We start from the raw sequence: 23712 nt of genomic DNA on the forward strand, positions 1-23712 counted from the left end.
TTAATATGCTCACTTATTCTACTTAATTAACTTAGAATTATTTCTCATTGATATTTACTAATTTTCACCATTTACTTTACTCTTTAGCCCTTTAACTGATATTTTCTTTTTCATAAAGTAGGAAAATATCATAAGCAATACTAATATTAATACTGCTCCAAAGAATTCTAGTGAGAATATGTTTCCTGACTTATCTCCTAAATTTGCATACACCCAAACTCCCGGAATTATACCAACAAAGGTAGCAAGTACAAAATCCTTATACTTTATCTTTGAAAGCCCTGCACCATAACTTATTACATCAAAAGGCACCAAAGGTACAAGTCTTAATATAAGTATAAATAAAAAGCCTTTCTTTTCAATACCATCTTCAAACCATTCTGCCTTACCTTTGATAAGCTTTTCAACCAATCCTCTTCCAAATATTCTTGAAATAAAAAACGATAACGTTCCTCCACATACAGCTCCAATAATAGTATAAAGCGTTCCTATACCTACACCAAAAATCATACCCCCTGCTATTGCTAAAACTGCGTCTGGAAATAGTGTCAGAGGAATTATAGTAAACATAATTATGTAGATAATAGGAGCAAGCATTCCAAAAGAGCTAATATAATTTTTCATACTCTGTGGAGTGCAATTTTCCAATGCTCTTGATGATTTACACAAATACATTACTAAAACAATTATTATAGCCATTAAAGCTATGCTAATATATTTTTTACTAATTTTGTGCATCATTAATCCTCCTATCTAATTATCCAATCCCATTCTACAGAAAATTCTTATTTCTTTCAAATACAAAAAACTTATACACATTTGTCCAACTATAAATAAAAATTATAGTGAAAATAACTCCAAAATTAATTTCCTTTGTGTTTCAAAATTTGTTTGCATTTATATCTTGATGTCCAATTCTGTAAAAAACTTTTCTTTAAAATTGGTATATTTGAATTAGTAGTATAACTATCATCAAACATTAAATCCAATATGTGAAAAGATCTTTTTCCACCAATAGACATAGCTTCCCTGCAGCTTGCACAATATGTTATTACATAATCCCCGAAATTTTCCGCACTTTTTTTTATCACTTCTTGAGAAAGTTTGGGATTTGCAGGTACAACCATTCCGCCAAAACCACAGCATTTAGTATTTTCTCTAGAATACTCTGTTTCTTTAAATTTATATCCTAATTCATTTATAATCCACCTTACACCTTCATGTATATCTGAATTATTTCTTGTAGGACATGCATCATGAACACTGAAAGTAATATTACTATTTTTACCTTTTCCTTTCATTTCATCATATAGTCCTAGTTCAGGAATAACAGTCCATAGAGATCTTACTTTTTGTTTAGGACTAAACTTAGACATTGTAATATAACAATTTTCACAAGCAGTTATTACTTCTTCAGCACCAAGTTTATCAATCTCCTTCTGAAGTTCTGAATACCTTTGATGAAACTTTTCTTCTTCTCCTAATGATAATGTTGGTTTACCACAACATTTTAATATTGCACCTGTTCCAGGAAGTTTTTCCTGCAAATATTCTAAGGTTTTTCCTACAAGTTCCGGCCTGTATGATGATAAGCTGCAGCCTGGAATAAATACCCTTTTTGTATACCCTGCCTTTATATCTGGTATGGAAGTATTAAACATTTTAGAAAAGCTAAAGGCTTGATGAAATTCTATACTTTTATGTCCCTTCATTGGAGATGTTCCTTCATTATGCCTTATATGTTCTTTTCTCATATCAACAAATAATTCTTCAAGCTTTAATCCTTTTGGACATACCTTAGTGCAAGTACCACAAGTATTACAAGAATATGGAATATTAGGGTCAGCATTTATTATATTTGTATCTATATCAAAAAACTTCTTAGGACTAATTTTAAAATTGCTTAGCATTTCACATTCTTTAACACAAGCTTTACAGTTAATACAGCTTTCTGAAAACTCTTTGGCTTTATTATTAAAATCATCTGAATATGTAAAATTACTCATATGGCCTCCCAGATCTTATATCTATTTTAATATAAACTCTATATTATTAACTTTAGTTAAAAATAACTTTTTAATAAGTCTTTCATAAAATCCAAATCTAAATATTCTTTTATTTTATTATAAGTATCCATATTTTTAATTTCCTTATCTTCCTTTTGGTATTCCAAATATGCATATGCACACCAAGATAACGCTCTTAAATAAAGAAATGGGGTATATAGTTGCACCCTTTCTCTTATACTATTATCTTTTAAATTACTTATATATACTTTAAAAAATTCTTCTTTTTCTTCTTCTTTTAATATGCAATCTGTTTTCCACAAAGTAGTAGTTGGTGCTAAAAATTGTGTTAAATCCTGGCAAGGATCACTTATTACAGGCTTCTCCCAATCTATAAGGTAAGACTTTTCCTTTCCAATTATAAAATTACCAGAATTCACTTCAGTGTTATTGATAACATGCCACTTATTTTCCAAAAAATATTTTTCCTCATGCCTATTTTTTTCAGCCCAGTTCGTAAATGTATCAAAAAAATTTTTAAGATACAAAGGTATTTTAGAAGATTTAAAAAAGTCTCTAAGTAATTTTTGAGATTCACTTATTCTTGCAGAAAATATATTATCTTCTACAATAAAATTCTTAAGACCCTTTCCATTTGTATCTATAGAATGTATCTTAGCAAATATTTTTGCTGCAGAATTTAAGTCTTTATCATATCTTAAGGGCCTTCCTTCAAGAAATTCCATTACCAATATTCCATAATCCGAATCTTTTTTACTATCATCTAAATAATAAACTTTTGGTGTTACACTGCTTGCCTCCAAATTTTTTAAAGCTTCATACTCGTATTTTATTTGGTTTTCTAATCCAAGCTGACTGCCCGTATTTACTCTAAAAACATACTTTTTATTAGAGCCTTCAAGTGTAAAATTAATATTATATTCTCCTTGAGCTAAAAATTTTACATTATAATCTTCTCCAATATTAAGTTTTTCATTTAAATTACTATATTTTAAATAGTCATAAATTTTATTATTTAATATATCTTTTAGCACTAGGAACATCTCCCCATTTATTTTCTATAAAGTTTACTGTATTATAAGGTAATAGCTTTGTATTAAATTCTCCTCTTTTTACTCTTTTAATAAGATCTTCAATATCTTCTTTTTCATCTATATCATTAAGCTTTGTTGTAAGACCTACATTATATCCTAAGTTATTAGCTATTGCTAAAGTAGCTTCAAATACAGACTTATTTCCCCACTTCAAATTATTATTAAAAATCTTCTTACAGTTTTTTTTCATGCCAATTAAATAATAACCACCATCATTGGTTGGTCCCAGGCAAATATCGTTATTTTCAAGTTCTTCATAAGCTTTACTAATGTCTTCAGGTTGAAGAGATGGTATATCCGATCCAATTAATATTACCTTTGAATACCCCTTATTTAAAAGTTTTTCAATTGCATTATTCATCCTGTTTCCTAGATCATCTCCTTGCTGCGGAAAACTATCTATAAAGCTTGGAATAATGTGGTCTACTAAGTAAAAGGATTTTTCGGGAGTGTAGGTTATATATATATCTACTGTTTTTCTAATCTTATTAAGCATTTTAAACAAGTCCAAAAGAAAGCATTGCTGCAGCTGTGCACATTCTGTTCCTGTAAAAATTTTCATTAATCGTGTCTTTGTCATGCCTGCAATTGGCACTCTAGTCATAAGTATAAGAGCATTCATTATTTTATCTCACATCCTTATAAATTTTAGCTAATTTATCCGTAGGTGTTCCTAATAAGTACAGCAATTTTATTTTATGCATCAATAAATGGGTTTTTAATTGTCCTCCATTTTTAAATCTTCTAGCTGAAGTACCTATGGTGGTATTAATAAGTTTTAGCTTACCCATCTTTTTCATCAAAAGTGAAAGTTCCCAATCTTCCATTATATCTTGCCTAGGATATCCTCCTACGCCTTCAAATACATCTCTTCTAACAAAAATCCCTTGATCACCAAAGTACAATCCTAAATATTTAGCCCTGAGATTGGAAGTTGTTGATATATACTTCATAAACAATGTATCATAATCATAAAACTTTAATGAAAATCCTCCACCAACATATTTTTCATCTATAGCTAGCTGAATTTTTTCAATAGAGTCCTCATTAATAATTGAATCTAAATGAACAAACCAAAGTATATCTCCACTGGCCTTTGCAGCACCTTTATTCATCTGATTTGCCCTTCCTTTTTCACTTAAGACTACCTTAGCAAATCTATCTGCAATCTGTTTTGTACTGTCACTACTTCCACCATCTACTACAATAATTTCTTTATCACCCTTTAATCTATTAAATTGAATCAAACTTTTTTCAATATTTTTCTCTTCATTTAATACAGGAATTATAATCGATACCATAATCATCACCATCATTAACGTTTTTCAAGCTTCATTATGAAAATTAAAGTTTAAATAATTACTTTTCTTTGTCAGTCATTGAATAAAAAATTCCCTTTGAAAAATTTATATTAAGTTTTACATTTTCACCTACATTAAGTTTCATATACTTATTGGATATTACCTTGAAATCATTTCCTTCAGCTTCAACGATATAGTGAATTTTATCTCCCAAGTATCTTCTCTTTTTTATAGTTCCATATATAATATCACTAAAGTTACTTTCTTCATTTTTAGATAAAAGCTGTATATCTTCTGGCTTTATCATAATTTCACCATTTCCTTCAGAAAATACTTCTATTTGAAAATTTCCAAGTTCACAATGAAATATTCCATTGTAAGCATAACCTTCTATATGATTTTTTTCTCCTAAAAAATCTGCAACCAATGGATCTACAGGTTTTTCATAAATATTTTCTGGAGTATCAAACTGCTTTATATTTCCATTCATCATTATTGCAATTTTATCTGACATCATTAGAGCTTCCTCTTTATCATGAGTAACCAAAACAGTAGTTATTCTAAGTCTCTTTTGTATATCTAACACTAGTTCCCTCATTTCATCTCTCAGTCTCATATCTAAGCTTGAAAAAGGTTCATCTAACAAAAGAACTTTAGGTTCAACTGCTAAAGCCCTGCCTAATGCAACTCTCTGCCTTTGACCTCCTGACAATTCTTTTGGATATCTTTTCTCCAAACCTTGGAGTTTTAACAAATTTATTATTTCTGCAACTTTGTTATCTTTAATATGTTTTTTTACACCAGCCATTTTAAGACCAAAACCAATATTATCTTCTGTATTCAAATGGGGAAATAGCAAATGATCTTGAAATACAATTACTGTCTTTCTTTTTTCTGGTGGTACATTTAAAACAGAATATTCATCTATAATTACATCTCCATTATCAGGTTTCATAAGTCCGGCAATAATTTTTAATGTAGTACTTTTTCCACATCCAGATTCACCTAAAAGAGATATTATTTCACCATCATCTACGAAAAAGTTTATATTTTTCAATACTTTTGTTTCATTAAAACTTTTATTTATATCTTTTATTTGTAACTTAGCCATATGTATTCTCCTTAAATATAAAAATGATTTTCTATTGCATAGTAGGCTTTAACTTTTTTCTCCATTACAACTAAAAGTATTAAAGTAGTAACTATAAATACAATACTATAACAAGCTGCTATAGTTCTATCTCCACTTTGAATGAATGGAAACATAATCATAGAGAAGGTTATAACATTTCCTCCTCCTACTATAAAGGTTAGAAAGTACTGGCTTAAGGATACTATAAATACCAAACTTGCTGCAGATATTAGACCTGGAGATATTAAAGGTAAAGTTACATAAAAAAAAGTCTGCAGCTTACTTGCTCCTAATGTTCTGGCCTGAAATTCCATAGATTCACCTAAAATTTCAAACACATCAGTAAGTATTCTTATACCATAAGGTAAACATGGTATTAAATGTACTAAAACTACACCTAAGAATGTATTTGCAAGTCCAATTTTTATAAAGAACACCTGAATACCAATACCAACTGCCACTGGTGATATAATAAGTGGTAAAAGTACAAGCAGTTTAAAAAAACTTTTTCCTTTAAATTCATATAATCCTAAAGCTCTAGCAGCTGGTATACTTATTATTAAAGTTATTACAGTAACTACAAAGGATAAGAAAATGCTATATAAAAGTATTTTAGTAGAATTACCATAACCAGTTAAAAAATAATTTATTCCTCTTAAGCTATACTCTCTAGGTACAATATATGGCCAAGGCCATCTTTTACTAAATCCCCATAATAGCAAAACTATTAATGGTAAAACAATTAAAAAGACAGCCAAATAAATAACAATATTAAAAGCAATATTTTTCTTCATAAATCCTTTCACTCCTGTATAAAATCAAAGCTTAAAACTTTACATATTTCTGCAAATCAAACTAAGAGTTTTATCATAAATCCATACTATCATTATGGAAATAAAAGTAAGAATAACATTTAAAGCCATTGCATAAGGTCTATTAGAAATATCAGGATTTGAATATTCTATAAAAGCTTTTATTGGTAAAGTTTTAGGTGTGGTAGGTCCAAGCAAGTATGGAACTTCAAATGCACCAAATGAAAATGCAAATATAATAATAAAAGAAGATATAATCGAAGGCCATGATAAAGGAAGTATAATGTACCAGAAGCGCTGTCTTCTGCTAGCACCTAAATTCACAGCTACATCCTCAAGATTTCTATTTATGTTACTCATAAATGCATATACCACCATAGCTACAAAGGGTATCTCCTTCCAAAGATAAGTCATTATAATTCCAATACCATGTCTATCAAAAATTAGATTTGGGAACTGTGATTGTTCCTTTAATATACCAAGTCCATATAAAATTCTAGGCAACAGTCCACTTTGAGATAGAATATTGAACATTAAAAAAGAAGCAACCATATGAGGTACTATTATAGGAAGTATGTACAACGTTTTTTTTATACTTACTCTATGCTTATTAATAAGCATAGAGTAAGCAAGTACTACACCAACTATAACTGCTATAATTGATGAAATCAATGAAATTTTCAAACTAAATATCAAAGATTCTAAAAAACTTTTATCAGAAATTATAGAAACATAATATTTAAATGTTAATTCCCTAATACCAATAATAGGCATATATCCTAAACTTTGTGCTAAAGCCATTATTATACCAGATGCCAATATTCCAAATAAAACAACAGCAGCTGGAAGAAGTAATATATATGGCTTAACTTCTCTTTTCATTTTGCAATGTCCCCTTTAAGTATTTATCAAAAATTTACTATTACTTATCTCCTGGAATTTGTTCTAACCAAATCTTTTCTATAATAGGTACCAACTGCGCTGGAACTTCAGGAATTCTGTGACTCAATAATTTATCCTGAGGTATTACTCCTTCTCCAACCTTAATTTCTTCAAATTTCTTCTTTTCATCTGCTGAAAGTTTACTGTTGTCTAAAACTGGTAAATCTCCCCAACCTTCTGGGTCATATTTTGATGCTTGTGCTTCAACAGTAATTATTGCATTTATAACAGCCATTGCTCCTGATTTATTAGGTGCATTATATGGCATTGCTAAAAAGTGGGTATTTCCTATAGTTCCCTTATTAAATATAAAACTTTTTGTACCTTTTGGATACTCACCACTCTTTACCTTACCAGGTATTGAATTTGGATTATAAGACATACTCATAAGCAATTGATTATCTGCATACATATTATCTAATTGAGCTATGGTAGATGGATAAGTTTTTCCATTATTCCATAAGTAAGGCTTTAACTGCTTTAAATAATCCATAGCTGGTTGAATTACTTTCTCTACTGATGCTTTATCTGGTTTTGCATTAGCTATCTTATCATATCCAACAGTGTCATATATAATGTTTCTTACAAAAGCACTTCCAGTAAAATCAGGAGGTGCAGAATATGTAAATTTGCCTGGGTTTTCTTTTGCAAATTGTAATAATTCCTGTGCACTTGCAGGTGTCTTCGACAGCTTACTTCCATTATACACCATTACAAATTGTGCTTTTCCATAAGGTACTTCGTATCCTTCCACAGAATATCCAAAATCAGATTTTACTTCTATTGAATTCTTATCTATGTACTTATTAAAATTAGGCAGCTTTTCTGCAAAAGGTCCATAAAGTATTCCTGCTTGCTTTGCTGTATAAAAGTTTTCTCCGTTAATCCAAACTACATCAATAGTTCCTTTTTTATTATTCGCCTGTTTATCTCCAATTAACTTATTTAATATGTCCTCAATATTCATAGGAACTCTTTTTAAAGTTATATCATATTTATCCTTTAACATTTTAGTTAAATAATCATCAATCCATGCATTTGTTGTTTTGCTTCCACCCCAACCATAAAAATTAACGGTTGTTCCTTTAGCTTCTTTTAATATCGTATCCCAATTTTTATTCATTGTATCGTCAGTTGAACTTTTCTTTTGAGCACATCCAAAGGAACCTATTGATAACATAAAAATCATAAATAATGCCAATACCTTTCTCACATTTTGTCCTCCCTTATTAAATATATAGATATCTCTAAAAATCCATATTATTATATCATATGTAACCAAAATAATATCCAAGAATAAGTATTACTTATATTTAAACGTTTTACTATAACTTTTTATTATTTAAGTCTTTCCCAAGCTTCAAATACAATTTTATTAAATTCTTCTCTATTTTTTATTTTAGTTGGAATATTTATTTTTGCTGAACTGAATTTGCTATTATCAATTTTAAGATATCCTTTACTTAAATCAGTTTTACTTGAAACTACATACTCATATTTATCTTCGAAAAGTTCTGGATTTGTAACATATACCGCTGATGCAATGTCCCAATTATAAAATCCCCAAACTCCAAAAGTTTTGTGTACATAATTATACCAAGGTTCTATATTTCTTGCTATAAATTCATATATACGATGACCACTTTGACATTTTAGCTTACTTAGTTCTTTTTCTCCAAAAAAAGCTTGAAGACAAGTATGTCCAGTTAATATAGTTACATCACTATTAGAATTCAACACTTCATATACAGCTGAAGGATCACAAGAAAAGTTTAGTTCATCTAAATTCACATCATTTATTATAAGAGGCTTTGTTATTCCCCCCATCAAAACTATTTCTTTTAGATTGCAGAAAAAATTATTATCTAATTCATATGCACCATATAAATTAGTTAGTGAACCTGTTGCAAGTAAAGTAATTTCTCCAGGATTTTTGGCTGCTTCTCTTGCTAAAAAGTTTGCTGCATCACTTATTCTATATTGTGCTGATTTAGCCCCTTTTATCAAAGGTATATTTTTTATATGTAAAAAATTAAACATATTCTTTGTATTTTCAAATACCTCATCAAGAGAGCTATTTCCATAAGTTGTTGTTATACCTTTTAACTCTATATCCTGCCTTCCAAGTAAATACAAAATTACAAGTCCATCATCTACATCTCTACCTGGTAGTCCCATAGTGTTATCACAATCATACAATAATTTTTTCATAAACCACATACTCCTCTTTAAAAAGTTCTATATAATATTAATTTACATATAAAAAGGGCTTTCCCAAAATAAAAATATAATATATTAAGATTTCAACTTAAAAACTTAATATATTATATAAAACTTACTTTAGGATAACCCCTTTTATATATGAATTATTCCATTGTTTTTTGAATCTTGTTTATAACATCCACTCTTTCAGTACCTAAAATACCAGCTAGTTTTGTTGGCATGAATCCATTTTTATAGACCCTATCACCATTGGCATTTATTATAGCTATAATAGTTTTTTCTAATTCTTCATAACTTAATAAACCCTCAAAATACGTATCAACTAAATCTCTCAATTTACTTGCTAATTCTTTTGGATTTTTATAACTTGCTCTCATCTCTAATATACTCCTATGTGCTAAAATTATTTTGATATAAACATAAAATATTATACTGTATTTACTTAATTATTGCAAATGTATATATTTTACACTATTTTAAGTAAATATTACTTTTTTAGTTTATGCTCAAGGAATAAATTACTATAAATAAACCTCTTGAATTGTAACTTTAAATCTGTTATTATATTCACATGGAACAATAATTTATTTTACAGATTTAATTTTAATTAGTAATTTTGTAAAATTATTGAGTTATAATCCTAAATTTAGATTTTAAAATATGTTTTCTGGAGTATTCGTTAAGCTCTTATTTTGAACCTACATTTTTACTTAGGGAGTCCGATAAGTTAAATGTGGAAATGTACCTTTCTATGAGTCCTCTTATGGCATTTAAGGCGATTGAATCATTTATGCTGACGCCCACCTATCGTTAGATAGGGATCAAAATTAGAGTACCGATATTTTGGATATATATTTTAGTAAGTTTCAAGCCAGTGTTTATTTTCAAGCACTGGCTTTTACTTTTAATAAACCTACTTTTTTAATGCATTCATCTTTTCTATGGAAATAGTATCAAGTTGTTCTAAAAAATTAATTATGTCTGAAAAAATTATTGATTTTTCAGACGACTGTATATTTAAGTCAACAATTTCAGTATTTACATCCTTTGAGGAATTCATTATTTCATTTATGTCATTTGATATTTCCTTAAGTCCTTTTTGGGTAACGCTTACAGAATTATTAATTTCTCCCGTCTTTTCTTTTACATGCTTTGAGGAACTAAGAATACTTGAAAAAGCTTCCTGAGTTTTTTCAGTTGAATCTACTCCCTCCTTTAAAGCTGATTTTGAATATTCTACAGAACTAGAAAGGTTTTCAACATTATTATCCATTTCAGCCATTTTTTTATTTATACCATCTACCAATTCTTTAGTTGAATCTGCTAGTTTTCTAACCTCTTCTGCAACAACAGCAAACCCTTTTCCTGCTTCTCCAGCTCTTGCAGCTTCAATATTTGCATTTAATGCAAGAAGATTTGTTTCATTAGCTACATCGCTAATGCTGTTTGATAGCTTACCTATATCTTTAAAAGAACTTTTAAGAATAAAAAATGTATTTGCAAATTCATTCATACTCTTCTCTATATTATGCATTTTACTTTTTAAATCAGCCATCATAATATTTGCATTATCTAGAGCCTTTATAGAATCATCTGTAGCCGTATCTATATTACTTGAACTTTCTGCAAAATGGTTGAAATTATCATTAAAATTATCTAATACATTTCCAATTTTATCTATACTTCCAGATACCTGATTAAAGGTTCTTGAAACATCATTTACTGTCTTGGATATGTTAATTTCACTATCCATAAGGTTAGACATTCTTTCTTGTATGTAACTTAAACTATAATTAATACACTGTTGTTCACTAATATCATCAATTGATTTTATTTCTTTTTCATTATTATCACTACTACTTACTTCAACATCTATTTTTTTATTTTTTCTAAATAATTCAAGCATATATGTACCCCCATTTTATTTATTCAAAAACACCAATCAGCATAGTTTGATTGAAATGATAATCATTCATTTGTTCACCATGGCAGGCAAAACCTATATATGTTCCAAGCTGTCCTAATTCCTTAGCAAATTCTTCTGCAAAGCCTTCCTGTTCAAAAAACATGGTTCTTGCAACACAATTAACTACAATTGCACAAGAAATATGATTAAAATCATTTTTAATTTTAGATATTGTTGATTTTAATACTTGCCTATAATCATCTGGTTCAAGCAAAACCACTTTTGAATTTTTATATATTCTACTATAATAAGAAACAGCTTTATTATCCACTAAATTTTTATTTGCTGAAATGTATAAGTTGTCACCAACAATTCTTCCTAATGGATGGGTTGAAAATAATTCAGGTAGGTTATTTACAGAAACGTTTAGACTTTTGGCAAGAACTTCAGCACATGGCTTTTCATCAAGTTCATACACTATCCTTTGTTTTGCATTTACTTTAGTAGCTATAAATGAATGTTGTGTTTTTCTAAATATATTTTCCTGATATATTTTTATTTTTCCGTTTAGGTTTTTAACTAATACAAACACACAATTGTTATTATATGCTTTTCCATTTAACCCAACATAAGTAGTTTGAAATTCACCATCATCTGCTGAAGTTCCTCCTAATAAAGGTATATCATATACATGCAGTAAAGAATTAATTGTGGAAAGTACTTTTTCCTCACTATTGGTTGTACCAACACAAAATTCAAGGCATATTGTATTACTAGCATCCCCTAACTTACTAATACAATCCTGTACCTTCTGAATATACTTTACAGGATACTTGTCTATGTCTTCAATTACACCTGCAAAACATTCTATTCCTTCTTCAAAACTCATAGCTAACAAAGCTCCATTAGTAAGTCCATATTTATAAATTTCTTTATATGCGGAACTTCCAATTACTACAGAATTAGGGAATTTATTGTATAAAAGCTTAGAAAATTGTTCAAATCGACTTTTACTTGTATAGTAAATTATTAATTTAGGGTTAACAAAATCCTTTGTAGCTTCATCTAACGCTATCTCAAGATCATCCGACATTCCTCTTCCAACCTTTGTTTTAACCATTCTTTTATTTCCCCCTTCTCTAAATAATACATTTAATATAATAACTTTACATTTTTTTCGACACAAAGTAAACATCATTAGAATACAATTTTATATTTAACTTAATTTTATATTTAACTTTTTAAAATTACTATTAAATATTTACTTATGCTAACTAAATAGTATATTTTATACAAAAATCCAATGCTTAAAAATTAAGCATTGGATTTTAATTTATTATTAAAGGAGTTAAGGGTTAATCCTAAAAAAGTTTAAAAGTTACTTTAATTCATTTAATAAACTTAATAATTTATGAGCATATTCCTTATCTGAAGCCCATTTACCATTTCCTAAGTTTTCAATATTAGGAGCGCAGCCCCTTTGTACAAGATTAAATCTTGGATCAATTAATACTTCTCCATCTGGCAATGGATTTTTGCTGCTGTATGCAAATAAGTGCTGAATATGGCATTTAACCCCCTCATCTTCAGTAGGGAAACTTAAAGCTTGTCCTCTTCCATTATTATCCAAAGCTCCCAAGCCTGCATAATTATTCATATTTAATGTGGTTATTGAAGTATCAGAATATCTTAAAAAGTTTGTCTCTAAACACATCTGTACCCATGCACATTCCAACCTTATTCCATAAATGTCACAGTATTTCTTATAAATATTAGCTAAATAAGGAGCATTAGGATTTCTTTTTCTTAGAAATTTTTCACATTGTTCTACTGATACTTGTGATTGCCCATTTATAGGAGTTATTGAACTATTATTTTCATCATTACCTAGGTTTTCACTATTGTCCTGATTTACATTAGTAATTCCATTTCCTCTATTATCATTTATATTATCACTATTACTTATACTATCACTATTATTTACACTAGCAGTAGTATTTGATTTTAATAAAGTTTGCAGTGTTGAATCTGCAATAACACCTTGACCACCAATAACATCAATTTCTCCTACATTTTTTCCATTTTGATCTAAAAAGTTTTTAACTTCATTCATATTATTTTCATCCACAAAAAATAGTGGACTTTTATTCTCTCCTGCTAATGGACTTATACACAAACCATCAGCAAAGGCTTTACTTGATGCTAAATAAATCTTATTTAACTTCATTTTATCCTTAAAAGAATTGTATACTTCAATGTTTGTATCCACTTTATTATATCCTAAAATTTTTAAATGTTTTCCTCCTAAATGCTGTTCAATATTATTCAAAAAATCATAGTCATCCTTTTCTCCTATAATATTATAGGTATGAGTTGTATTGTCTATATTCTTTTTAACTACATCTGGAACACCATCTTTATTGGTAAAAATTATAGGACTATGAGATATGGTAGCTATTGGACTAATTGCTAATGCATTTCTCCAATCTTCGCCATCTACCACATAAATAGAATTATTAGGATTTGTTATGTGACTTGCTACTTTTACTGCTGTTTCATATCTGTCTTGACCTGCAATTCTTTCTTCGATAGATATACCCATGTTTCCTAGTTGTTTTTCAACATTTTTAGATATTAAGCTTGGACCACCTAAAATAAATACTTTTTTAACTCTTAATCTATTTAATTCATCTACTACTGTATCTGGAATATTATCCTTTTGTGTAAGCAGTATTGGTGCTTTGTATTTATCTGCTAATGGTGATGACACAACAGCATCTGCATACATTTCACTATTAACTAAAACTGCATAATCACTTTTAGTCCAACCAGAATCTGCTATACTGCTGCAAGTTTCAAAACGATCTTGTCCTGCTATCCTATTTAATTTTATATCACTAGCAAAGGCTTTAGATGTAAATAGAAAACAAGTACTAGAAGTTATCAATAATGCTATTAAGTGCTTTTTTAATATTGCCATTTTGTGCTCCTCTCAAATTGTATTTTACAGGTTAACTTTATTACCCATCTTAAAGTAAAATTTCATTATATTTCATATTCTACACTACAATGCATATTTTTTCAAACTTCGCAACCAACAATTTATTATATATTTTTTAAATTAATTAAAACCAATATAATATTTCATTATAATATTGACTAATAGTCAATATTATAACATTATTAAATATATAAATACTCCTTATCCCGATTAAGTATGTATTTTTTAAAACATTATAGATACAACTACACAATAGCATTCTTTTTTAAATTATAATAGTATAAGTGAGATGAACATTATGACAAAAAATTCAAAAATAGCTATATTATCAATATTAATTATCTTAACTACATCTATAATAATTAAACAATCCTTGACATTACATAGAGGATTTAAAAGTATTGAAATTCCTAATAAAGAAAGCAGACAATTGGGAAATATGAGCACTCATAAATGGCTGACTGTAAAAAAAATATCTCATAAATATAATATAAATGAACAAGAAATTTTTGAAGTTCTTGGAATTACCCCTCAAAAAGGTGATGAAAATATACCTATTATTGAATTATTCAAAAAGTATAACAAAACTCCAGAGGAAATTAAAAAAAGCTTGAAAAAACTCATAAAAAATAATAATAATAATAATAATTTAGAAGGTAAAAAACATGAGCAACTTTAGTAATTTACTGATAACATATTTTAGAGATTATAATATTTGGTTCTTAAGTGTAATAATTATGTTTGGATCTATAGGAATTCCCACAGGAGCATGTTTAATAGTAATAGCCTCTGGAGCTTTTGCTTATGCTGGCGAATTTAATATAGTAGTTCTTTTATTAGAAATTTGGTTTTTTTCATGTGTTAGCGATGGCATTTCTTATATGGTATGGAAGACTATAGGTCATAAATTTCTAAATAAATCTACAAAAGTAAAAACTTACTTTGAGCCCAAAATAATAAAAGCACAAAATTATTTAAAAAAGCATGGTAAAGGCACAATTTTTTTTACCAGATTTTTAATATCAGCTATGGGTCCTTTTGTTAATGCAGCTGCAGGTATTACAGAATATAAGTTAATAACTTTTAGTTTATTTGTTGGTTTAGGCGATTTATTATGGACATCCATGTACTTAGGACTAGGTTATTGGTTTGGTGACTCCTGGGAAAGCATAGTTCCCATAGTAACACAAGCAGGTGAATTTTTAACTTGTATAACAATTTTAGTTATTAGTATATACTTTTTTGTTAAAATCATTAGATCAAATAAGCAGAAAAGTTAACACTAATAAATTGTGATATAATCAATCTATAGAAATTTTACAAACTCAGGAGGATAACAATGAATTACATAGTATTTGATTTAGAATTTAATCAAAGTTTAAATTCTAAAAAAGAGAACAAAAACTTAACAAATTTAAAATGTCCTTTTGAAATAATTCAAATTGGTGCTGTAAAACTTGATGAAAATCTTCAGATTATTTCTATCCTAAACAAATTGGTGAAACCTGAATTGTATACTGTTATGAATCCTTTTGTAGAAGAAATGACAGGTATTACAATAGATATGTTAAATACAGAACAACCATTTCAAGAAGTTTACAAAGAAATTTTGGAGTTTATAGGTAATGATAAAAACATATTGTGCGTATGGGGTGCTTGTGATATAAAAGAATTATTTAGAAATATTCAATACCATAATTTAGATATAAGTCCAATTTCAAAGGAGTATATTAATATTCAATTTTATGCATCTAAATATCTTAATTGCCCAAAAGGAACCAATATTGGACTTAAAAATGCTGCTGAATTATTAAACATTAATATTGAAAACAAATTTCATAATGCTCTTAATGATGCTTATTATACAGCAGAAGTTTTCAAGAAAATCCCTAAAAAAAATATAAACATTATAAAATATGATGTGAATAAAAATATGAAACCTACTAGAAACAATACTGAAAAAAGCATACTTGATACTTCTAAGCTAATTAAACAATTTGAAAAAATGTTTAATAGAGAAATGTCTGAGGAAGAACAAAAAATTATTAAGCTAGCTTATATGATGGGAAAAACTAGACAATTTGAAATTCCACATTCTGATAATTAAAACGTTTTACACTTAAAAATATAGCTTCTATAAATGAATATATACATAATTTGCAATAGTAAATAAAAATAAACTTACAAAGCTGTAAATGTTGAACTTACTCAAATACAATTTATTTTTTTTATCTTCATTTTCATTTATAAATATTTTATAAGAAATAAGACTTGCTAGTGAAGCTATTAGCGTCCCCATTCCTCCTATATTGACCCCTAAAAGTACCTCTCGCCAATTTTCAGTAAATCCTGCTAACAATACAGAACACGGAACATTACTTATAAATTGACTAAACACTATAGATGAAAAATAAGGCATGTCTCTTATCTGTAAAAAATTATGTAAATATTCTTGAATACTTTTTATGCTGGATACATTTCCAATAAATATAAAAAAGCATATAAATGTAAGTAATAAAAAATAATCTACTTCTTTTATAAGGTGTTTATCCATAAACAGTACACCTATTACTACAATTAAAAATGTGTATTTATAATTTACAATTCCAAATACCGAAAGAACTACAATGAAAAAAATAATTAAATATATGCTAGTCCTCTTTTTATCTTCTATATTTACATTTTTAATGGACAGTTGAAGCTTTTCCTTAGGTATTCTAATATTTAGTAAAATAAGCCAAAACATACCTATACCCACAAATGGTATTGTGATTGTAAAAAACTGAAAACTGCTCAAATTATAATATGTAAATAAAAATAAATTTTGTGGATTTCCCATAGGTGTAAGGCTGCTGCCTATATTAGCTGCTAAAGTTTGAAGTATTATTGTTTTCATTGGATCAAATTTTACTTTTTTAAAAGTAAGCATCGCCAAAGGAACAAAAGTAAGTAAGGCAACATCATTTGTTACTAACATAGAAGCAAAAAAAGTTATTGCAATAAATATCAAGGAAATCATTCTAGTATTTTTACACTTTGATAAAACCATAACTGCAATTTTATCCATAAACTTCAGCTCTTTTAAAGCAGAAATTATTATCATCAAATTAAAAAGAAGTACAATAACCTTAAAATTTATATATGATATTTTGGGGTTAACAAAAAGAGAAGTAAAAATTGAAAGTGCTAATGATATACAAAATACCTTCTCCATCTTTAGTTTCTCAACTATTCTATAAATATTTTGTGAATTTAATCTTAAGTTTTCCATTAATATATTATCCTGTCCTCTCTTGTAAAAATGTTTTAATCTGTACACCATTCATTATAATATATCTTTTTTGTCATAGACACAATAGTATAATTGAAAAATTTATAATTCACAATTTAAGCACATGGAACAATTCTTGCCCTAATTCATAAAATATATCGAGGTGATTCAAATGACGAATAATAGAACTTCTCATTCTTTGAGAGAAGTAGTTAATATTGAAAATCCTATTTTTAAATCCTTTGAAGGCAAATATTTTATTGGAGAATCTGATTTATTAAGTTTTGGTTTTAATAATTATGCCTGGGGAGCTTTATACAATCCTAAAGACTCAGGTGTAAATCTATATTTTAGTGTTACCACTGTTACTAATACTTCAGATTTACCAATAAAATCACAAATATATTTAAACTCTACTATACCAGAAGGAGCAACTAAAGTAACCTCTGTTACACCATCTAACCTTACGATTTTACCTCCACCTAAGCCAAAGATAATATTTCTTACTGGTCAATTTCTAAACAATAAAATTCAAGGTGGTGTTAAAGCTTATACAAGAATTGTTCCTCCGAGCTCCACTCTTGTTAATGAAGAAAATGGTAAAATAATTATTCCTCCAGGAGGCAATATTTTAAACTTATTAATTTCTTCTGCTCAAGTGCTGATTAAGGCTCATATTGCATACGGCTTCTGGAGGGAAGAAATATAGTAAATTTCATAAGGTAAACTGTACACTTTACTAATTGCCCAATAAAACACTCCTCTTTTCTGTATTTATTCTATATATATATTACAGTTTGCCTCCTTTTATTTATGCTATAACATAAATACTAAAGCTTGATAAATTAGCATTTAAAACTTTCCCAGTCTCCTAAATTATTTGATGCATATTCTTTTCCACCAATACTAATCTTTATGCTTCCATCTGATACTTCAATTATTCCACCCATAACATTTTTTCCTTTACCTATTTGCTCTTTTAAATATTTTTGTAAATATTCATTTTTAGCCTTTGTTCTAGTTTCTGCTTCTCTATCATTTTTTGATTTAACTTCAAATATTCCAATTAATCCTGTTTTAAAAAGTACAATGTAATCTGGATAAAATGCATGAGGTATTTCATTATATTCGTAACGTATAGCAAAGTTTTCTTTTCCGCTGTCACCATTTTTATACCACCAAATAATTTTATCTCCACTTTTCTCTATAAAATCTTCAAAAATTTTTTCAGTTTGCTTTCTATTTTTCTTTAAGTAGCATTTATCATATATATTTTTTTGTGATTTAAAAAACTCATAAGAAACATCATCTACAAGCTTAGTTTCTTTTATTGAAAAATCATTATAATATTCTTTTGTCTCTTTAAGTTCACATTTTCTATATTCCTCAATGTAATTTTCTACAGTAGTATTTAATATTGATTTGAAAAATTTCTCGTAATTAACAATGAATAATGATTGTATTGTAGTTATTACCCCTGTTTTCTTTATGCTATAATTAAAAACATCATTAAAATATTTATAAATTAATTCCTTTAAATAAGGATAGAAATTTTCCGAAATTTTTTTTAAAAGAGTTGTAAATACTTCTTCAATATCAAATTCACTTACCTTTATTCTTTTATCTTTATGGGCTATTTTTACATTTACTCTATCCAATTTTGATGTTTCAATATGTCCATCATACATAAGCTGGCTTTCTAAATTATCAATTTCCATATTAAAACTTAGTTTATTCAAAGCATGTAAGTTGTTTACTGCATTTCTATTCGCTGATACATTTAATTCTTTTTCAGCTTGTTTATAAAAAATACGACTCAATATTTCTCTTTTAATAACAACATCTTTACTTGGTTCTCTATAATATGAACGCAAAATAACATTTTTCATATTAGGTTTAATATTAGCTTTTAAAAATTTAACTAATGAAAGGCTGCCGACTTTAACAGAAATATCTTTATTATTAGTATATATATAAGCTTTATTTAAAATTTCATTTCTATAATGCTTCCGCTGAGGCATACGAAGAATTCTTCCAATGGTTTGTATATCAAAAATCTCACTTCCACTTTCTCTAAGCTTTAAAAGTACTTGTGCTCTCGGACAATCCCATCCAGTAGCTACAGCCATTTTGAAAATTAAAACATCAACCTTAGAGTTGAAATCAACAATATTTTCTAAGTTTTTACACTTATTACTTGTCCATACTGCGAGATTATTATTTTCTATTGATATTCCCTTAATTTTAAGTATTCTAATTAATTCATGTAAAATTTCTTCTCCTGTTTTAGCATTAGGTATTTGAATAAGACATAATGGATTTATTTTAACATTTTCCCTGACAAAAGCTTCATTTAACTCCAACCTTCTTTTAATAGCCATTTCTACTACAATTTCAATGGAGTTTTTGTTATCTAAATCTACTTCATCAATATTATCATTTATAAGTACTTCTTTTTTTATTACACCTGATTCAATAACCTCTTCTGGTAAAACTTTTACAAAAGCAGCTCTACTCTCTTCTATATCCTCTCCTGAAGGTATATATTTGGGAGTAGCACTCATTTCAAGCAAAATTTCAGGATTTATTATATTCATCAATTCTCTGGAAGTTCGTGTATCTGTAGTATTATGGCTTTCATCAACAATTAAAATTATTTTTCTTGCACTACTTGTATTTTCCAAAAGCTTAAGAAAATTTATTCCATCCCCTTCTCTCATTAAAACATTATCCCATGCTCCATTTTTCTTTGTATTCAGCTTTTCCCAATTAACTACTACTATGGCATTTCTTTTTATTATTCCATATCTAATAACATCCTCCAGTAATTTACAAGGAGGACTTCCTTCTAGTATACTACTTATTTTATTCTTACTCTGTTCATGCAAATGTCCCTTACCAATAGATATCCATATGAAACAAAAATCTTTATCTTGAAGTTTACTGACCATTTCAATATACTTTGATGCAATTACAGTTTTTCCTGAGCCTGTAGGTGCTTTAAGGACCAGTACCTTCTTTTTCTCATTATTTTTAAGCAACCTATTAGTTTTATCAACTAATTCTCTAACAGCTTTTTTCTGGTAACTTTTTAGCACTACCATGACTTTAGTGCCTCCTCATAAACTTCCATAATTTTTTGTGGTATTGGTTTAACTTTTATTCCTATAGCATTCAATTCTTCAAATTCACTGATTTCGCAATCCAAACTCAGAAAATAAAGAATTTTTTTATATGAATTTAAACATTTTAAATCTTTTTCAATACTGCTTATCATAGAAGCGTCCATAAAACTCTGACAAATTATCATAGCCAAATTATTACTTGTAAAAATATTATACTGGCAACCACTTTTATATAAATTAAAGCAGTTTTCCTTTATACATAGAAGCTCGCTACATCTATCTGCAAGCTTAATTTTCAAAGCATCTCTGCTTTGATTCTTAGGAATAAACTCTACTTTATAATATTTCACATTTCCACCTATTCCTTTTATATAAGTATCATGAGAGTTTATATATCCTGTAATAATATTTCTTATACGCCTATAGGTTATATTTTCACATATATTTAAAATATTTTCTGGGGTTTCCCTTCCAATATTAGATAGTATAAATTGCCTCTCTCCATTATCCTCCTTATTCATTTCTAAAATAGCTTGTCCTAAAGTTCCTGACCCAGCAAAAAAGTCAACAAAAATACCTTTATCATCACACATAGAAACTATTCTCTTTATAAATTTAAGCGGCTTTTTTCCACTGCTAAAAGTAACTCCTCCCTCAGAAGAAATTCCATTCCAGCTAATATCATCCCATAAAGTGCCAAGCTTCTCCTTTTTGTATATTTTTTTATTCTTCATATAAGCTGCATCTGATAACCATATGACTATTCTGCTGTTGATATAGTAATTAGTAGTTAATTTATTTTTATTTTTCCCCGTTTTAGGAACATATTCTATAGATATAAGCCCTCTATAGTCATTAGTACCTTCTATTACTTTTTTTCTTATTGATGATTGAGAATTGGTACTGCTGCATATTTTAGAAAAATATTTTAAATAAACTTCAGCTTCGGATAGGTTTTCTTCCTCCATAATTTCTGATATATTTTTCATAATATATCCTTCATGTTTAAAAATTTTTATATTCCCAGAATTTCCATCCTTTATAGTACACATATATTTCTTAGTACCTTCATTTATAAGCACCTGTCTATAATCGTATTGTTTTCCTTCTTCTCTTCTTTCATTTATAAGATTCATTAAAGGATATTCCTTATATACAGCTTTAAGATTACACCTTTCTCTATTTTTGCAGTAAATAAGCAAGTACTCTATATTCTTTTTTAACTTTTTATCTTCACCACCACCACTAGCACCTGAAGCATTTTTGGTTTTAACACTTATACAATTAATAAAATTATCTTCACCAAATACATCATCACATAACATTTTTAGTTGACTCTGCTCATTGTCATCAATAGATATAAATATAACCCCATCACTACTTAAAAGCTCCCTTGAAAGCCTTAACCGCTTATTCATAAAAGAAATCCATTTGCTGTGTCTATAAGTGTCTTCGCCATTGACATAATTATCATTGTATATAAAATCCTTATTTCCTGTATTATATGGAGGATCAATAATTATATTTATCTGTCTTTCATCATTTATTCCATGAGTAAACAATAAAGTATTTAAAGCATATAAATTATCCCCTTCTATTATTACATTGGTAATATTATTGTTCCCGCTCTTAATTTCCTTTTCCTTAACTTCTGTAAGTACTGGATAATTATTTTTCAAAATTTTTTCTGCTTCCTCTGCTTGTTCTTCCCACACTAAACCATACTTTTTGGTTTTCCTTAGATAATTATTTTCTAACTTTAGCTTTTCTATAATAGAAAGTAATTTTTCCTTTGTAAACTCTATATCATCAATATCTTTTAAATTTTCAAATGCATATACTTTTTCCATAATTTCACCTCCAACATTTACATATTATCATATTTTTTACATTTTTTGTATATAATTTTGTTCAATTTATATTTAACTAAGCTTCTATATACTTGTTTAAGTAAACATCCGCATCAGCATAAAATAGATAATATTTATAGAATTCACCGAATGTGTAAGTAAATTTTATATCTGAAAAGCTGAATGATAACTATAATAAAATAAGAGTTTTAAAAAATATTAAAACTCTTATTTTCTATCTAATATTCAATTGTGAATTTCAATTATAATAATAAAATCCATATTTGTAATACTAACTTCTAGTTTGGTATTCCACTATATATTTTCCATTATTAACTGTGCTGCTTGAAACTTTAAATCCTTTCTTTTCAAGCTTTTTGGAAGCTTTATTAAATTGCTTTTCACTTTCATAAGTTCTTTTAGTGAACTTTTTCACTGTTAATCACCCCTTTTTCATAAGTAAGTACTGTAACTTTACTATTTATCCTTACCTTATTTTTTAATCTTCATCCAAATGAAACTCATCTTCACAAGAATTAGTTTTCGCATCATTGATATACTTATCCATATACTTATTAAACATTTCTAAAGAAATATGCTTATTTTCTGAATATAATTTATCTAATATAAAATTGAGCTGTTCTTCACTTTTAATATTTCTAAGATTCATTTTAATTTTATTTAAATCATTAACAGCACACTCAGAAGTAACGATTTTTATAAAAATTTCTTCAAGTTGTTTCAATGCAGGACATATAGAAGTATTAATTGTACTTTCTAAAGAGCATTTAACAATATTCATAATTTGATTTACTGTCTCAATAACTGCACATTGAATTATGCCTTCATCAATAAGTTTTTCTACTGCTTTTACAATGCCCTTTTCTACTCCTTTCTCTATTCCTTTTTCCATAACTTTTTCTATATCTTTATTTATACTCATATCTACCTCAAAATTAATATGACTTCACTTTAATATTTATTTAATTAAAGTCTATTTAATACATCAATATATAAATTTTAAGCTT

General features: G+C 27.8%; 23 protein-coding genes and 1 other RNA gene. 5 read left to right on the forward strand and 19 right to left on the reverse strand.

The genetic code is table 11. From position 1 onward, the window contains the following. Nucleotides 1–57: 57 nt before the first annotated feature. From Ccar_RS08600 to Ccar_RS08650, 11 genes are all read right to left on the reverse strand, one after another. Nucleotides 58–738 (reverse strand): TVP38/TMEM64 family protein, encoded by a 681-nt coding sequence (locus Ccar_RS08600; RefSeq protein WP_007059045.1) that lies wholly within the window; start codon nt 736–738, stop codon nt 58–60. Between the two features lie 125 nt (nt 739–863). After that, nucleotides 864–2006 carry a (Fe-S)-binding protein gene (locus Ccar_RS08605; RefSeq protein WP_007059044.1) on the reverse strand — a complete coding sequence of 381 codons (1143 nt, stop codon included), beginning with the start codon at nt 2004–2006 and terminating at the stop codon, nt 864–866. Nucleotides 2007–2062: 56 nt separating this feature from the next. After that, nucleotides 2063–3061: a phosphotransferase gene (locus Ccar_RS08610; protein WP_007059043.1), complete on the reverse strand. Its 999-nt coding sequence runs from the start codon at nt 3059–3061 to the stop codon at nt 2063–2065. Beyond that, nucleotides 3039–3743 carry a TIGR04282 family arsenosugar biosynthesis glycosyltransferase gene (locus tag Ccar_RS08615; RefSeq protein ID WP_007059042.1) on the reverse strand — a complete coding sequence of 235 codons (705 nt, stop codon included), beginning with the start codon at nt 3741–3743 and terminating at the stop codon, nt 3039–3041. The genes Ccar_RS08610 and Ccar_RS08615 overlap by 23 nt, the downstream gene beginning before the upstream one ends. Nucleotides 3744–3747: 4 nt before the next feature. After that, nucleotides 3748–4422, reverse strand: a complete 675-nt coding sequence (locus Ccar_RS08620; RefSeq protein ID WP_179945233.1) for a TIGR04283 family arsenosugar biosynthesis glycosyltransferase — start codon at nt 4420–4422, stop codon at nt 3748–3750. Between the two features lie 58 nt (nt 4423–4480). Further along, the gene (locus Ccar_RS08625; protein ID WP_007059040.1) at nt 4481–5533 is read right to left on the reverse strand and encodes an ABC transporter ATP-binding protein; all 1053 of its coding nucleotides are present in this window, start codon (nt 5531–5533) and stop codon (nt 4481–4483) included. Between the two features lie 11 nt (nt 5534–5544). Further along, a complete protein-coding gene (locus tag Ccar_RS08630) occupies nt 5545–6348 on the reverse strand; it encodes an ABC transporter permease (protein WP_007059039.1) in 804 nt (267 codons plus the stop codon). A gap of 39 nt (nt 6349–6387) precedes the next feature. Continuing rightward, nucleotides 6388–7248, reverse strand: a complete 861-nt coding sequence (locus Ccar_RS08635; RefSeq protein WP_007059038.1) for an ABC transporter permease — start codon at nt 7246–7248, stop codon at nt 6388–6390. 40 nt (nt 7249–7288) lie between these two features. Further along, on the reverse strand, nt 7289–8521 hold the full coding sequence (locus Ccar_RS08640) for an ABC transporter substrate-binding protein (protein WP_007064667.1): 1233 nt from the start codon (nt 8519–8521) through the stop codon (nt 7289–7291). A gap of 125 nt (nt 8522–8646) precedes the next feature. After that, on the reverse strand, nt 8647–9519 hold the full coding sequence (locus tag Ccar_RS08645) for a nucleoside hydrolase (protein WP_007059036.1): 873 nt from the start codon (nt 9517–9519) through the stop codon (nt 8647–8649). Nucleotides 9520–9674: 155 nt separating this feature from the next. Then, nucleotides 9675–9908 carry a TIGR04540 family protein gene (locus Ccar_RS08650; protein ID WP_007059035.1) on the reverse strand — a complete coding sequence of 78 codons (234 nt, stop codon included), beginning with the start codon at nt 9906–9908 and terminating at the stop codon, nt 9675–9677. 284 nt (nt 9909–10192) lie between these two features. Here Ccar_RS08650 and ssrS point away from each other — a divergent pair. After that, nucleotides 10193–10385: non-coding RNA, 6S RNA (gene ssrS, locus Ccar_RS26310), on the forward strand. Nucleotides 10386–10444: 59 nt separating this feature from the next. Here the strand turns inward: ssrS and Ccar_RS08655 are convergent. From Ccar_RS08655 to Ccar_RS08665, 3 genes are all read right to left on the reverse strand, one after another. After that, nucleotides 10445–11437, reverse strand: coding sequence for a methyl-accepting chemotaxis protein (locus Ccar_RS08655; protein ID WP_007059034.1), 993 nt, complete (start codon nt 11435–11437; stop codon nt 10445–10447). 19 nt (nt 11438–11456) lie between these two features. Then, entirely contained in the window at nt 11457–12557 is a 1101-nt protein-coding gene (locus Ccar_RS08660) for an FIST signal transduction protein (protein WP_007064666.1), read from the reverse strand. A 258-nt stretch (nt 12558–12815) separates the two neighbouring features. After that, the gene (locus Ccar_RS08665; RefSeq protein WP_007059032.1) at nt 12816–14417 is read right to left on the reverse strand and encodes a cell wall-binding repeat-containing protein; all 1602 of its coding nucleotides are present in this window, start codon (nt 14415–14417) and stop codon (nt 12816–12818) included. A gap of 319 nt (nt 14418–14736) precedes the next feature. Here Ccar_RS08665 and Ccar_RS08670 point away from each other — a divergent pair, with 319 nt between their 5' ends. The 3 genes from Ccar_RS08670 to Ccar_RS08680 are packed head-to-tail and all read left to right on the forward strand — an operon-like array spanning nt 14737 to nt 16545. Continuing rightward, nucleotides 14737–15117: a hypothetical protein gene (locus tag Ccar_RS08670; protein ID WP_007059031.1), complete on the forward strand. Its 381-nt coding sequence runs from the start codon at nt 14737–14739 to the stop codon at nt 15115–15117. Next, on the forward strand, nt 15104–15718 hold the full coding sequence (locus Ccar_RS08675) for a DedA family protein (RefSeq protein ID WP_007059030.1): 615 nt from the start codon (nt 15104–15106) through the stop codon (nt 15716–15718). Before Ccar_RS08670 ends, Ccar_RS08675 begins: the two co-directional genes overlap by 14 nt. A gap of 59 nt (nt 15719–15777) precedes the next feature. Further along, nucleotides 15778–16545 (forward strand): 3'-5' exonuclease, encoded by a 768-nt coding sequence (locus Ccar_RS08680; RefSeq protein WP_007059029.1) that lies wholly within the window; start codon nt 15778–15780, stop codon nt 16543–16545. A 27-nt stretch (nt 16546–16572) separates the two neighbouring features. Here the strand turns inward: Ccar_RS08680 and Ccar_RS08685 are convergent, their stop codons facing one another. After that, nucleotides 16573–17709, reverse strand: a complete 1137-nt coding sequence (locus Ccar_RS08685; protein WP_007059028.1) for an SLC13 family permease — start codon at nt 17707–17709, stop codon at nt 16573–16575. Nucleotides 17710–17881: 172 nt separating this feature from the next. Between Ccar_RS08685 and Ccar_RS08690 the strand changes: the two genes are divergently transcribed. After that, nucleotides 17882–18418 (forward strand): DUF6143 family protein, encoded by a 537-nt coding sequence (locus tag Ccar_RS08690; protein WP_007059027.1) that lies wholly within the window; start codon nt 17882–17884, stop codon nt 18416–18418. 136 nt (nt 18419–18554) lie between these two features. Here the strand turns inward: Ccar_RS08690 and Ccar_RS08695 are convergent, their stop codons facing one another. From Ccar_RS08695 to Ccar_RS08705, 4 genes are all read right to left on the reverse strand, one after another. Continuing rightward, nucleotides 18555–20813, reverse strand: coding sequence for a DEAD/DEAH box helicase (locus tag Ccar_RS08695; RefSeq protein ID WP_007059026.1), 2259 nt, complete (start codon nt 20811–20813; stop codon nt 18555–18557). Further along, the gene (locus Ccar_RS08700; RefSeq protein ID WP_007059025.1) at nt 20807–22684 is read right to left on the reverse strand and encodes a site-specific DNA-methyltransferase; all 1878 of its coding nucleotides are present in this window, start codon (nt 22682–22684) and stop codon (nt 20807–20809) included. Before Ccar_RS08700 ends, Ccar_RS08695 begins: the two co-directional genes overlap by 7 nt. Nucleotides 22685–22976: 292 nt before the next feature. Continuing rightward, entirely contained in the window at nt 22977–23120 is a 144-nt protein-coding gene (locus Ccar_RS27010; RefSeq protein ID WP_007064665.1) for a hypothetical protein, read from the reverse strand. Nucleotides 23121–23183: 63 nt separating this feature from the next. After that, nucleotides 23184–23627, reverse strand: coding sequence for a hypothetical protein (locus Ccar_RS08705; RefSeq protein WP_007059024.1), 444 nt, complete (start codon nt 23625–23627; stop codon nt 23184–23186). Between the last annotated feature and the right edge of the window lie 85 nt (nt 23628–23712).

The sequence above is a fragment of the Clostridium carboxidivorans P7 genome (genome assembly GCF_001038625.1).
GTDB lineage: Bacteria > Bacillota > Clostridia > Clostridiales > Clostridiaceae > Clostridium_AM > Clostridium_AM carboxidivorans.

Coding starts and splice junctions, on each gene's coding strand:
- Ccar_RS08600 (WP_007059045.1), bottom strand. CDS start 738: ATGCACAAAATTAGTAAAAAATATATTAGCATAGCTTTAATGGCTATA.
- Ccar_RS08605 (WP_007059044.1), bottom strand. CDS start 2,006: ATGAGTAATTTTACATATTCAGATGATTTTAATAATAAAGCCAAAGAG.
- Ccar_RS08615 (WP_007059042.1), bottom strand. CDS start 3,743: ATGAATGCTCTTATACTTATGACTAGAGTGCCAATTGCAGGCATGACA.
- Ccar_RS08620 (WP_179945233.1), bottom strand. CDS start 4,422: ATGGTATCGATTATAATTCCTGTATTAAATGAAGAGAAAAATATTGAA.
- Ccar_RS08625 (WP_007059040.1), bottom strand. CDS start 5,533: ATGGCTAAGTTACAAATAAAAGATATAAATAAAAGTTTTAATGAAACA.
- Ccar_RS08630 (WP_007059039.1), bottom strand. CDS start 6,348: ATGAAGAAAAATATTGCTTTTAATATTGTTATTTATTTGGCTGTCTTT.
- Ccar_RS08635 (WP_007059038.1), bottom strand. CDS start 7,248: ATGAAAAGAGAAGTTAAGCCATATATATTACTTCTTCCAGCTGCTGTT.
- Ccar_RS08645 (WP_007059036.1), bottom strand. CDS start 9,519: ATGAAAAAATTATTGTATGATTGTGATAACACTATGGGACTACCAGGT.
- Ccar_RS08650 (WP_007059035.1), bottom strand. CDS start 9,908: ATGAGAGCAAGTTATAAAAATCCAAAAGAATTAGCAAGTAAATTGAGA.
- Ccar_RS08655 (WP_007059034.1), bottom strand. CDS start 11,437: ATGCTTGAATTATTTAGAAAAAATAAAAAAATAGATGTTGAAGTAAGT.
- Ccar_RS08660 (WP_007064666.1), bottom strand. CDS start 12,557: ATGGTTAAAACAAAGGTTGGAAGAGGAATGTCGGATGATCTTGAGATA.
- Ccar_RS08665 (WP_007059032.1), bottom strand. CDS start 14,417: ATGGCAATATTAAAAAAGCACTTAATAGCATTATTGATAACTTCTAGT.
- Ccar_RS08670 (WP_007059031.1), top strand. CDS start 14,737: ATGACAAAAAATTCAAAAATAGCTATATTATCAATATTAATTATCTTA.
- Ccar_RS08675 (WP_007059030.1), top strand. CDS start 15,104: ATGAGCAACTTTAGTAATTTACTGATAACATATTTTAGAGATTATAAT.
- Ccar_RS08680 (WP_007059029.1), top strand. CDS start 15,778: ATGAATTACATAGTATTTGATTTAGAATTTAATCAAAGTTTAAATTCT.
- Ccar_RS08685 (WP_007059028.1), bottom strand. CDS start 17,709: ATGGAAAACTTAAGATTAAATTCACAAAATATTTATAGAATAGTTGAG.
- Ccar_RS08690 (WP_007059027.1), top strand. CDS start 17,882: ATGACGAATAATAGAACTTCTCATTCTTTGAGAGAAGTAGTTAATATT.
- Ccar_RS08695 (WP_007059026.1), bottom strand. CDS start 20,813: ATGGTAGTGCTAAAAAGTTACCAGAAAAAAGCTGTTAGAGAATTAGTT.
- Ccar_RS08700 (WP_007059025.1), bottom strand. CDS start 22,684: ATGGAAAAAGTATATGCATTTGAAAATTTAAAAGATATTGATGATATA.
- Ccar_RS08705 (WP_007059024.1), bottom strand. CDS start 23,627: ATGAGTATAAATAAAGATATAGAAAAAGTTATGGAAAAAGGAATAGAG.